5 protein-coding genes are annotated in these 12,554 nt (G+C 61.4%); 3 read left to right on the top strand and 2 right to left on the bottom strand.

The features are described from left to right. The first annotated feature begins 242 nt into the window (after positions 1 to 242). Complete coding sequence (locus tag N688_RS10915) at positions 243 to 845, top strand: alpha/beta hydrolase (RefSeq protein ID WP_156025384.1); 603 nt, start codon at positions 243 to 245, stop codon at positions 843 to 845. Positions 846 to 936: 91 nt separating this feature from the next. Here N688_RS10915 and N688_RS10910 read toward each other — a convergent pair whose 3' ends face one another. Together N688_RS10910 and N688_RS10905 are read right to left on the bottom strand one after the other, a co-directional pair. Then, a complete protein-coding gene (locus N688_RS10910; RefSeq protein WP_052889304.1) occupies positions 937 to 2,628 on the bottom strand; it encodes a DUF2357 domain-containing protein in 1,692 nt (563 codons plus the stop codon). Continuing rightward, positions 2,603 to 4,036: an McrB family protein gene (locus tag N688_RS10905; protein ID WP_052889303.1), complete on the bottom strand. Its 1,434-nt coding sequence runs from the start codon at positions 4,034 to 4,036 to the stop codon at positions 2,603 to 2,605. The genes N688_RS10910 and N688_RS10905 overlap by 26 nt, the downstream gene beginning before the upstream one ends. A 192-nt stretch (positions 4,037 to 4,228) precedes the next feature. Here N688_RS10905 and N688_RS10900 point away from each other — a divergent pair, with 192 nt between their 5' ends. Both N688_RS10900 and N688_RS10895 read left to right on the top strand, forming a co-directional pair. Further along, entirely contained in the window at positions 4,229 to 9,562 is a 5,334-nt protein-coding gene (locus tag N688_RS10900; protein WP_052889302.1) for a DEAD/DEAH box helicase, read from the top strand. After that, positions 9,559 to 12,462, top strand: a complete 2,904-nt coding sequence (locus N688_RS10895; protein ID WP_081838733.1) for a helicase-related protein — start codon at positions 9,559 to 9,561, stop codon at positions 12,460 to 12,462. The genes N688_RS10900 and N688_RS10895 overlap by 4 nt, the downstream gene beginning before the upstream one ends. Positions 12,463 to 12,554 lie beyond the last annotated feature (92 nt).

The raw sequence follows: 12,554 nt of genomic DNA, 5'->3' as shown, positions 1-12,554 counted from the left end.
AAGAAGAATGTGGAGCTGCAAATACGGAACTACTCGCAAAGAAAACGCTAGTGAGAACCATCACAGACGCGAGGACAACTTTGAAGGCGTTTTTGTGAGCCATAAGTTCCTTCCTTTCTTCCTTGCCTCTAGATAGAGCACACTACGGACTCTACACCATCTTGCCTTTCTTAATTTTAATATAGTTATCTATTTTTTTTCAAGATTATCAACCCAGCGGTCTTCCAGCTTCCCTGCTGCATATGAGCATCAGAGCTCAGGTACGCTCGCTAGTAGTGCAAAACTGCTCACTCAGGGCGGTCACCGCCGCAATGGTCGCCGCCAGCTATCCCGACCACGTGCGGGCCATTGTCCTCGAAGACCCTCCCCTCCTCGACGCCCCGCCCTTGCAGACTGACGTCACCAAAGCCCTCATTGCCACCCCTGACGGCCCGGTGTCCCCCTCGACCTGGCAGTGGCTCTTTGAACTGCGGGCCTTGCCGCCCGAAGAGCGCCTGATCAAGGCCCGGGCCCTGCAACCGACCTGGGCCGAAGAAGAGATCGGCCCCTGGGCCGCCTCCAAAGGCGAAGTACAGATCGCCGTCCTGGATGCGGCCCATGCTGCAATAGGTGCCTTCCCCTGGCGCGACGTATTTCCCCGTATCCAGTGCCCCATGTTGCTCATCACCGGCGATCCCTCCCTGGGAGCCATCGTCACCCCCGCAACAGCCCGGCAAGCCGTCGCGCTGGCCCAACAGGGACAACTCGTACAGATCCTCGGAGCCGGCCACAGTATCCATCGCGACCGCTATGACCAGATGCTGCGAGCCGTCAAGGCCTTTTTAAGCAGTGTCGAGTACGAATAGAAGCAAGAAAACAGCGTCCACAGCCTGGCGAACGCCAGGGAGAGGCTCCAGACCCTCCCTGGCTCGCCTCTCTACTGAGCGCTGACTCCTCTCACAGCTGCGCAGCCGTCAGCAACTCGTTAAGCTGGGCCCGGATGGCCGCTAGCCGTCGCTCTGCCTGCCCCGGGATGAGTGGAAAAGCCCTGATATGTCCATCATCCTCTTCTTGCAATTCTGTGCCCGGGTAGAGGATAGAAGCACTGGTCACAATCCGTTTGCGCTGAAGCTGAACATTGCCAGAAGTACGCCTCAAATACTGGTATCTGATATTGATGCGATAGCTGAGCATCTTATTGATATCATGCTCCTTAGCATAGTACTGGCCGCTGGGCGAGCGCTGCCAGCGATATTTCGCATCGAATACCAGCACGCGCCACGGCTCGCCCTGGCGATAGACCTCGATGGCCATATCGGGCGTCAGCGGGCCGCCACTGGAGAGCGTCGAGACCAGTGCCGGATCTGTTCCCATCGTTGAGGCGTGAGGATAGTACGGCTCGTACTTAAAGACCACCTCTCGATCACCTTTGACCAGCACAATACTGGCCACGTTCTTGCGCACCTCGAATTCGAAATAGCGCTTCTCGACCTCGTAGAAGGTCGTATTCGAGACCAGGCGATAGCCACGCTCTTCCAGTAGCTCCACTGCCAGATGGGTGATCGCGAAGACACTCCACATCTCGTACAGCTCGCTCACTTTGCGCTGCCCCAGCTCGTTGATGTAGCGCTCGGTATTGACGACGATCAGGCGCTGCTGAAACTGCAGATAGAGTTGAAAGAAGCGACTGTAGGCGGGATGCTTTAAAAGGACCTGGGTGGCTTTGCTGGGCAGTGCCGCTGGCTGTACCGTCTTGAGAAACGGCTCACTGCTCCAGAACAAACAACGCTGCCGCATCTGCTGGCACTCGGCAATCACGCGCTGTAGACGCTCTAGCAGGGCGCGGTCCTCCTCGTTGTGGTAGCGCTGGTAGAGGGCGGCTCGACGCTGAGCCTCGGCGTTGGCTCGCTCCTCGATCAGGCTGAGTCTGGCCGGCAGTTGCCGCTGCAGAAAGTGCTTGAGCAGGCGATTCTCATACACATCGTAGGAGAGCTGGCTCTCCTCTACCTGCCATTCCTGGGGGAGAGAACGCCGCATAGCAGCCAGCTCCAGAGAGGGGCCGGGCAGCGGCTGCGCCTCTCCTCCCACGTGCGCCAGTGTCCGCCAGTCGCAGCGCCGCTTGACCGGCTGCAGGCTGCAATGAGGCCGACGGCGGATGTGCAGCATCACGGGACGGAGCTTCTCCATTAAGCTGCGAATTTGCTTATAGTCGTGTAGAGGAGAAGTCTCCTCCAGGCGGCGTGCGAAGACGGCCCGCTCAACGGCAGGCGAGAGCAGGCGGAACCAGAGATCTAGCGAGAGCGCCGCCAGTTCGCTTCTCATTTGCTCATAGAGGCGCTGAGTGAGCTTTTGGGGGAAGACGCGCAGCCAGGCCGTGCGCGGCTCCGCGCCGGGGGCGCTGGCCGTCAAGCGATAGAGGCCGGCATAATGCTCGGGGCGCCACTGCCAGAGGCCATAATGCTCGGTGTGTAAAGGCACCTCGTCGATCACAATGCTGATGGGGTGCGGCGCCGCGGACGTCACCTTGATGTAACAGACACGATATTCCGAGAGATTGAGCGCTGCATTGTCATCGTCGGGTGCAAAGCTGAGGGGCTGACCGTTAATCGTGAGCCAGGCGGCATCAGCGCCAGAAGCTGGTGTAGCCATCGCGTTTCAACCTGCTTTTCATCTCCTCCAGACGCTGGTAGGAGCGCGGCAGCCGCTGATCACGGGTCAGAGCTAGCAGCTCGTTCAGCACGCCCTCTATGACCTCCGTCCCCCGCACGCGCGGCAAAATGCGCTGCTTGATCTGCAGATCCAGCGCCACCTCCGGCTCCAGCAAACCAGCGCTGTTGGCGAGATACAGCTCGATCTCACGGACAACACGGTAGCCTATGCCGATCTCGACTCGGTTGAGAATGGCATTGATGGCGCGCAGCAGCTCACGATAGCGGGTATCCGGCTGCTGCGCCTTGTAGCTCTGCCAGGTGAGGGCGGAGAGCGGCACGGGGTCCGGCGGGACCGTGGGCTGCGGAATCTTGTCCAGATCGATCGAGAAAAATTCGATGGTGTTGGCGCGGTCCAGCACCTTATCGCTAATCGGCTGGGTGGTCTCGTCGACGTTGACGGTGCCTGTAAAGAGCAGGTTGGGGGCTAGCTGCAACTCCGCCGGGACCGTCAGCGGCTGCCCCTGCCGCTTCCGCTCCTCGTAGAGACGCCGGCTGACCAGGGTGATGCGCCGGTCGGCGGGACGCTCCTCTTCAAAGGCACTGAGGAATTGCGAAAAGTAGTATTCGACATGCGCCAGGTTCATTTCATCTAGACAGAAGAAATACAGGTCTTGCTCATGTTCACTGGCCTCCAGCAGGAAGTCAAGGGCCGGCTCACTGATATAGCTGCCGCTCAAGGTGTTGAAATACCCAAGCAAGTAGCGGTCGTCGTTCCAGTTGGGGCGCACGGCCAGCCGTAGATAGCGCTCGCGCGGTACCCCCAGGGCCTCGGCGTAGAGCTGCGTCAGCTTCGATTTTCCTGTCCCCGAGAGGCCGGCGAGGAGCACGAAAGGGCGCGTCTTCAGGCAGATGTGATAGTTATAGAGCGTTTCCTGATCGAAGTAGTAGCCTCGCGCCAAGATATAGCTGTGAATATGCCTGAGCAGAGCCTGCTCTTCTAGCCTTAATCCTCCCATCGATCCAGTAATAGCCTCCCAATTTGCTTTTGATAATGGAAAAAGAAAAATAGGATTGTAATCGTATTGCGGTGCCTCTTCCGCTACCAACGTCCTCCGGGAGGGCTTGCTCTGGTTGGTAGTGCCGTTCAAGGCATCGAAGTCAGCGGCGTGGTTATAGCGTTCGGTCACGGCGAGCGTGGCCGTCTGTGCGGGGCTGTTGACGGAGATGACGCTCAGGACCACAGGTAGCACGCCCGGTGAGGAATCTTGCTGGGCCACCAGGCAGCGGTCGCCAACCTGCAGGCTGGGAGGGGGAGTCTGCTGGATCGTCAAGCGTGCCTGCCCGGCTGTGATGGCCTGCAGGTAGCTACTTGTCCTGGGCAGAGAGAGCAGGAAGTACTTGGCCATGCGGTGCAGTGCCTCACCGGCTGAAGTTGTTAACGTCAGGCCCTTTCGACACGAAGTGAACCATGCTAGCCCTATTCTAGGCCAGTGCCAGAGTCAACGTCAAGTGGAATGTACCCGGACCTGATGGCCTGTGTCTCTAGACATCAGGTTTTATAATAAGTGTCACAGGCGAGCTGCTCCAGGAGGTCAGTAATGAACATCTTCGAGCTGCGCGAGCATCTGATCGGCGACTACGCTGCCTATGTCCGAAGCTTTCTCCAGATTCGTGATCTCCGAATTCGCAACCATGTCGCGCAGGAGTTTGAGCGTGGGCTGCTCTGGCCGGAGCCGCTTATCCAGCTCAATCCGCGCTTCAAGCCTGGGGCCACCATCGACGAGCTGGTCGCTGAGGGCCTACTCCATCCCGACTGTGCCCGTATTTTCCGCCGTGGCAAGTCGATACAGGAGCCACGAGGCCATCCGCTGCAGCTCTATCACCACCAGGACGAGGCCATTCGCGTTGCCGTTGAAGGCCATAGCTATGTCCTTACCACGGGTACCGGCTCCGGCAAAAGCCTGGCCTACATCATTCCGATCGTCGACTACGTCCTGCGTCATCGTGACCAGCCGGGCATTAAGGCCATTGTTGTCTATCCGATGAACGCCCTGGCCAACAGCCAGAAAGGAGAGCTGGAGAAATATCTGGGCCTGGAAGCGGGTGATCATCGAGTGCGCTTTCGGCGCTACACCGGTCAGGAGACCGCAGAAGAGCGGAGCGAGATCATTAAGAATCCCCCCGATATCCTGCTGACCAATTACGTGATGCTGGAGCTGATCATGACGCGCCTGCGCGAGCGCTCTCTCCTCGATGCTGCCAGGCTGCGTTTTCTGGTGCTCGATGAGCTGCATACCTATCGCGGGCGCCAGGGGGCCGACGTCGCCCTGCTCGTGCGCCGCGTACGCGATAGGCTGACGCCGCCCGGCCAGACGCTGCAATGCATCGGTACCTCGGCCACACTCATCAGCGACGAGGGTCAGGAGAAGCAGCAGCGCAAGATCGCCGCGATGGCCTCTCTGATCTTCGGCACGACTGTCCAACCCGAGCACGTCATCGGCGAGACCCTGGAGCGGGTGACCGAGGAGGTCGATACCTCTACGCCGACCTTCCGCGAGCGCCTGAGCGCCTGTGTCCGTGATCCCGCAGGTAGGCCGCCTGAGCGCTATGAGGACTTCGTGCGTGATCCTCTGGCCATCTGGCTGGAGGAAACCTTTGGCATTACCAAGGGCGAGCATGGCGACTATGTACGCTCCCAACCGCGCCGCATTGCCGGCGAGGGCGAGAGCGCGGCGGCCCTGCTGGCGCAGCTGACCGGTGCTTCGCCAGAGATCTGCGCCGACAAGATTAAAGCCTGGCTCCTTGCAGGCTACGAGCGGGTGCGCGATCCCGAGACCGGAAGCCCTCCCTTTGCCTTCCGCCTCCATCAGTTCATCAGTAAAGGCGATACTGTCTATGCCTCGCTCGCCCATCCTGACGAGCGCCATCTGACGCTCCAGCCCCAGCAATATGTGCCTGGCAGCCGTGATCAGCTGCTCTTTCCGCTGGTCTTCTGTCGCCAGTGTGGCCAGGAGTATTATTGTGTGCGCTGGCTGAACGACCAGACGCTGATCGCGCGCGATATCCAGGATCAATACGAAGAAGAAGGTGATGCTGGGAGCGAGACGGATAGCGGTGGCAGCCGCAGCCGCAAAGCGGGAAAGGCCGGGCGTGGTGGTCAGATCGGCTTCCTCTATCTGAGCCAGGAAGGCGCCTGGCCTGTTGACAAGGATGAGATCGAAGAGCGTCTGCCGGGTGATCTGAAGGAAGTGGTCAATGGTCGAGAGCGTGTCATTCAGTCTGCCCGTCGCTCGGTTCCGCTGCCGCTCTATCTGCGGCCCGATGGTACGCTGGCCCAGCATGAGGGCGAGGGCCTGCTCTGCCACTTTATTCCGACGCCCTTCCGCTTCTGCCTGCGCTGCATGGTCACCTATAGTGTTTCTCAGCGCAACGACTTTTTCAAGCTGGCTTCCCTCAGCTCGGAAGGGCGCAGCACGGCGACCACCCTGCTCTCGCTCTCGACCATTCTCCACCTGCGCGAGGGCGACCGTCAGGGTCAGGCTGCCGACCAGCCCGAAGGCCAGCGTATGCCCGCCAAGCTGCTCAGTTTCACTGATAATCGTCAGGACGCTTCTCTGCAGGCCGGGCACTTCAACGATTTCGTCGAGATGGTCCTCTTACGGGCGGCGCTCTATAAAGCGGTCAAACGAGCGGGTGGAACGGGCCTCCCGCACGATGACCTGACCCTCCGCGTCTTCGAGGCCCTCGAACTGCAACGGACGCAGTATGCTGCTAACAGCGAGGCGGCCTATACTCCCTATAGCGTCCGCCTCAAAACCGACGAGGCTCTGCGCAACGTTCTCGGCTACCGCCTCTATCGCGATCTCCAGCGTGGCTGGCGCATTACCTCTCCCAACCTGGAGGAGTGCGGCCTGCTGGTCATTGACTATCCCGATCTGCCCGATATCTGCAAAGATGCAGCGCTCTGGCAAGAGAGTCATCCAGCCTTGCAAGCTGCCTCATCCGATGTGCGTCAGAAGCTCTGCCGTACACTGCTCGACGAGTTGCGCCGCGGCCTGGCCATCAAAGTGAATTATCTGGACCCCCATTTTCAGGAGAAGATCAAGCAGCAGAGCAGTCAATACCTGGTCCCGCCCTGGGGACTGGATGAAGATGAGGAGCTGCTCTATGCCAGCCGCGTCTTTGCCCACCCGCGCAGCCGGACCCATGAACGTGAGTCCGTCAGCAATCGCTATCTGTCTGGCTTGAGTCGCTTCGGGCGCTACGTGCGCCAGGAGTTAGCATCGGCTCTGGGTTCCAGTCCGCAATTGACCGTCGAAGACCGGCAGCAGATTATTCGCCACTTGCTGGCTGGCCTCTGCAAGGCCGGCCTCGTCGAGGCCGTCACGGAGGACGAGCGTGGGATGGGGCGCGGCTATCAGCTCTCCGCCGCAGCTATGCGCTGGCTCCCCGGCGATGGCCGCACGCCCTACCATGATCCGCTGCGCATCCTGGAGCTACCGCGGGATCAGGCTCTGCCTGTCAACTCCTTCTTTGTCAACTTCTATCAGCGCTGCGCCGAAGATATTCGCGCCCTGCAGCAGATCCAGGCTCAGGAGCACACTGCTCAGGTACCGGCAGCACGGCGCCAGGAGCGCGAGGAGGCCTTTCGCCGGGCGGATCTGCCGATCCTCTACTGCTCGCCCACGATGGAGCTGGGGATCGACATCGCCGATCTGAACGTCGTCAATCTGCGCAACATCCCACCCACGCCCGCCAACTACGCCCAGCGCAGTGGGCGGGCCGGACGTAGCGGCCAGCCGGCCCTGATCATCTCCTACTGCTCGACTGGCAGCTCGCACGATCAATACTTTTTCCGCCATCCCGAGGAGATGGTCAAGGGGGCGGTGACGCCGCCGCGTATCGACCTGACCAACGAAGACCTGATTCGGGCCCATATACACGCTATCTGGCTGGCCGAGACGGGCCTCTCACTGGGTCAGTCGCTCAAAGATCTGCTGGACCTCTCCGGCGATCCGCCGGCCCTGACCATTCAGGCTCATGTGCGTCAGTCGCTGGAGGATGAGCAGGCCCGGGAGAGAGCACGGGCGCGGGCAGCGCGTGTCTTGGAGACCTTGCGCCGCGACCTGGCAGAGGCGCGCTGGTATAGCGAGAACTGGCTCGATGAGGAGTTAGGCCACATCGCCCAGCGCTTCGATCAGGCCTGCGAACGCTGGCGGGGCCTCTACCGTGCGGCGCTTGCCCAACGCAACACCCAGGACCGCATTATCACCGATCCTTCGCGCAGTCACCAGGATAAGGAGATCGCCCAGCGCCTGCGCGCCGAGGCCGAATCACAACTGCTGCTACTGACCAGTGGCGATCACGATAGCGATGTCAATGTCGAACAGTCCGACTTCTATAGCTATCGCTATTTCGCCAGCGAGGGCTTCTTGCCGGGCTATAACTTCCCGCGTCTGCCGCTCTCAGCCTACATTCCCGCGCGCCGTACCAGGCAGCGCGATGAATATCTCTCGCGTCCGCGCTTCCTGGCGATTGCCGAATTCGCGCCGCGGGCGATCATCTATCACGAAGGCTCACGCTATGTCATCCATCGCTCGCTGCTGCCGCGGCAGGCCGATGGCTCGGGCGTCATCACTTCCTCGGCTTACCTCTGCTCGCATTGTGGCTACCTGCACCCGCTGGCAGCAGAGCGTAGCCTGGAGGTCTGCGATGCCTGTCAGCGTCCGCTGAACCGGCGCCTGGACCAGCTCTTCCGCCTGCAGAACGTCTCGACGCGACGCCGTGACAAAATCACGTCCGACGAAGAGGAGCGTTTGCGTGAGGGCTATGAGATCTACACCGCCCTGCGCTTCTCCGAAAGCCGCGGACGTTCTTTGCGTATGGTCGCACGCATAGAGAGGGACGGCCAGACGCTAGGGTACCTGACCTACGGGCAGTCGGCGACGCTCTGGCGCATGAATTTCGGGCGACTGCGGCGCAAAAACGAGGCGATGCGCGGCTTTGTGCTCAACAAGGAAACGGGCGAGTGGGGCAAGGAGGATGCCATTGCCAGCGATCCGACCGATGCCCTGCCAGCTGGCACCATTCGCGTCATTCCCTACGTCGAAGATACCCGCAACTGTCTGCTTTTCATGCCGGAGCAGGAGCTGGATGTGGCGCAGATGGCCTCGCTGCAGTCGGCGCTCAAGAGCGCCATTCAGATCTGCTACCAGCTTGAAGATAACGAGCTGGCTGCGGAGCCGTTGCCGCACGCCGATCAACGTCAGATACTGCTCTTCTACGAGGCTGCCGAGGGCGGAGCTGGAGTCTTGCGCCAGATGGTCGATGCGCCGGAGGCGCTGGCACGAGTTGCGCGCGAGGCCCTGCGGCTCTGCCATTATGATCCCGAGACCCTGGAGGATCGGCGCCGGGCCGAGCGCGCCCGCGAGGACTGTGAGGCGGCCTGCTACTACTGTCTGATGACCTACGCCAATCAGCGCGACCATCGCTTGCTGGATCGCGCTCGTATCCGTGATCTGCTGGCCGAACTAAGAGCGTGTCGCGTTGTGCTGACTGAGGAGACGGGTCCCGCGCTCGCTGCGACTGCGGCAGAGGCGGTGTCTGCCGCGCTGCTGGATGAGGCCCGCGAGGAGATCGAGCGCGAGTGGTTGCGCTGGCTGCAGGAGCAGGGCTATCGCCTGCCGACCCGCGCCCATTGGCAACCGCCGTACTGCTCGGCTACCCCTGATTTCCTCTATGACGGGGATGCTGCTGCGGCGGCCATCTATGTCGACGGCGATGGGCCTGCTGGAGCCGAGCGCGCCGCCCGCGATGTGGAGAGCAGTGAGGAGCTGTACGATCAGGGCTATCTGGTCTTGCGCTTCGGCCCTCGGGAGCAGTGGGGGGAGCTATGTCGCCGTTATCCACACATTTTCGGGAGGGAGCCATGAATTACGCCGTCGGTTCTCTGGTCAAGGTGCGAGGGCGTGAGTGGGTGGTCTTGCCGGAATCGAGCGCCGATCTGCTGGTCTTGCGTCCCCTCGGAGGGACCGATGAGGAGGTCACCGGGGTCTATCTGCCGCTGGAGCCGGTTGAGCCGGCGCAGTTCGCGCTGCCCGATCCGCGCCAGTGGGGTAACCACCGCTCGTGCTCTTTGCTCCGTGATGCCGTGCGCTTCGGCTTCCGTGCCAGTACGGGGCCGTTCCGCTCGTTCGCCCATCTGGCGTTTGAGCCGCGGCCCTATCAGCTCGTACCGCTCTTGATGGCCTTGCGCCTCGATCCGGTACGCTTGCTGATCGCCGACGACGTGGGGATTGGCAAGACTATCGAGGCGGGGTTGATCGCCCGCGAGCTGCTGGATCGGCGCGAAGTCAGGCGCCTGGCGGTGCTCTGTCCGCCGCATCTGGCCGAGCAGTGGCAGGCTGAGCTGCGCGAGAAGTTTCACATCGAGGCGGAGCTTGTGCTCTCCAGCACGGTGGCTCAGCTAGAGCGCAGGCTGCCTGAGCGCGACCTCTCGCTCTTCGAGTACTATCCCTTCGTGATTGTGTCGCTGGATTTTATCAAGGCGGACCGGCGGCGCGATGAGTTTCTGCGTACCTGCCCCGAGCTGGTGATTGTCGACGAGGCCCATACCTGTGCCTTTCCCGGCAGTGAGCGGAGCGCGCGTCATCAGCGCTACCAGCTGGTCGCCGGGCTGGCGGCTGATCCAAATCGCCACCTGATTCTGGTCACGGCCACCCCTCATAGCGGCAAAGAGGAGGCCTTTCGCTCGCTATTAGGCTTCTTGAAAGAGGAGTTCAAGGAGCTGCCGCCGGACCTCAGTGGGAGGGAGAATGAGCGCCACCGCATTCGTCTGGCGGCGCATTTTGTGCAGCGGCGACGCGCTGATATTCGCTCGTATTTGGAGCGTGAGACACCGTTTCCAAGGCGCGATGACCATCTGGAGTCTTATAGGCTTTCCGATAGTTATCGACGCTTGATGCAGAAAGCCCTCAGCTATGCCAGCGAGGTGGTGCGCGATCCTACTGGCGGGCAGACGCGGCGTCGGGTGCGCTGGTGGTCGGCGTTGGCCCTGCTGCGCTCGCTGGCCTCGAGTCCGGCGGCAGCAGCGGCCACGCTGCGGAGCCGTGCCCAGGTGGCCGGGGCCGAGAGCGTAGAGGAGGCCGATCAGATCGGACGCCATACGGTGTTGGATCTGCTGGACAGCGATGCAACCGAGGGCCTCGATCTGGTCCCGGGCAGCGACTTCGAAGAGGGAGATGAGGAGGGGGCAGACATCAGCGAAGAGCAGCGGGTCCGACGTCGTCTGCTGGCGATGGCGGATGAGGCCAAGGCTATTACCTCTGAACAGGATACGAAGCTGCAAAAGGCGATTGAGCTGATCAAGGGGCTGGTGCAGGATGGTTATCAGCCGATCGTCTTCTGCCGCTTCATCCCGACTGCCGAGTATGTAGCGAGGGCGCTGCGGGAGCGTTTGCCGGAAGCGATTGAGGTCTCGGCCATTACGGGCCTCTTGCCGCCAGCGGAGCGCGAGAGCCGGGTCCTGCAACTGGCTCAGCACGAGCGGCGGGTCCTGGTCTGCACCGATTGTCTGAGTGAGGGTATCAATCTCCAAGAATATTTCAATGCTGTGCTCCATTATGATCTCTCCTGGAATCCGACGCGCCACGAGCAGCGAGAGGGGCGGGTCGATCGCTTTGGGCAGGTCAGCCCGCTGGTGAAAGTCATAACGCTCTTTGGGGAGGATAATCAGATCGATGGGGTGGTGCTGCGGGTCTTGCTTGAGAAGCATCGGGAAATTCGCTCCAAGCTGGGCATTTCGGTGCCGGTGCCGCTGGATGCCGAGCAGGTGATCGAGGCCATCTTTGAGGGCTTGCTCTTGCATGAGAGCCTGACCGGAGCGCATGCGGGTCAGTTGCTGCTGCCGGGCTTTGAGGACCTGCTGAAGGGGGAACAGAGGAATCTCCACCGCGAGTGGGAGGCAGCTTCTGATCGAGAGCGCCGCTCGCGGACGCTCTTCGCGCAGCATAGCATCAAGGTGGAGGAGGTCGCTCAGGAGCTGCGCGAGGTGCAGGCGGCTATCGGATCGGGCGAGGAGGTGGAGCGCTTCACGACCGAGGTGCTGCGTGCCTACGGGGCCTTTTTAAAGCAGCCGCGCGGGGAGCCGGATGTGCTGGAGGTGGATCTACGGGAGACGCCTATGCCTTTGCGCGATGCCATCAATCTGCTGCGCTATGCCGGGCCTACTGGTCAGCATCTCCGCCTCAGTTTCCGGCGCATGGGGCTGCCGCGCACGCTCTATCTGAGTCGTACCCATCCGCTCGTTGAGGGACTGGCGGCCTATGTGTTGGATACGGCCCTTGATCCAGTTGATGATGTGAATAATCGCCGCATTGCGCGGCGTTGTGGGGTCTTTCGTACCAGCCATGTTCAGGAGCGCACGACGCTGCTACTGGTCCGCCTGCGCTTCCATCTACGCACGTCGACGCGCGGCGAGGAGGAGGCGCTGTTAGCAGAGGAGTGTCAGCTCTATGCCTTCCGTAGGGCGCCTGCGCAGGCGGTTTGGATTGAGGATGCTGGCGAGATTGAGGCGCTGGCGCAGGCACCTGCTGAGGCCAATCTGGCGCCGGAGCAGATTACGGAGTTTGTGCAGCGAGTCATCGATGGCTACTCGCAGCATCTGTTGCCCTACCTGGAGGAGCGGGCCCAGGAGCGCGCCGCGGCGCTGCGTGAGTCGCATCGGCGCGTACGTCAGGTGGCGTCGTTGAGTCTGCGCCATCTGGCCGTTGAACCGCTGCTGCCGCCCGATGTGCTGGGCATCTATGTCTATCTTCCTTTGCCGGCCCGGTGAGGTAGGAGGCCCGGGCTCGAAAAAAAGAAGAGGAACGGGCAAGTTCTTGCTCTGACAGGCGACCATCGATTCTCTCAAGGAAAGGCGGAGGC

Source organism: Thermogemmatispora carboxidivorans, from assembly GCF_000702505.1.
GTDB classification, from domain to species: Bacteria; Chloroflexota; Ktedonobacteria; order Ktedonobacterales; family Ktedonobacteraceae; genus Thermogemmatispora; species Thermogemmatispora carboxidivorans.
The sequence above is the reverse complement of the archived record's forward strand: the minus strand, read 5'-3'. Positions and strand labels throughout refer to the sequence as shown.

Coding starts and splice junctions, on each gene's coding strand:
- N688_RS10915 (WP_156025384.1), top strand. CDS start 243: ATGAGCATCAGAGCTCAGGTACGCTCGCTAGTAGTGCAAAACTGCTCA.
- N688_RS10910 (WP_052889304.1), bottom strand. CDS start 2,628: ATGGCTACACCAGCTTCTGGCGCTGATGCCGCCTGGCTCACGATTAAC.
- N688_RS10905 (WP_052889303.1), bottom strand. CDS start 4,036: ATGGCCAAGTACTTCCTGCTCTCTCTGCCCAGGACAAGTAGCTACCTG.
- N688_RS10900 (WP_052889302.1), top strand. CDS start 4,229: ATGAACATCTTCGAGCTGCGCGAGCATCTGATCGGCGACTACGCTGCC.
- N688_RS10895 (WP_081838733.1), top strand. CDS start 9,559: ATGAATTACGCCGTCGGTTCTCTGGTCAAGGTGCGAGGGCGTGAGTGG.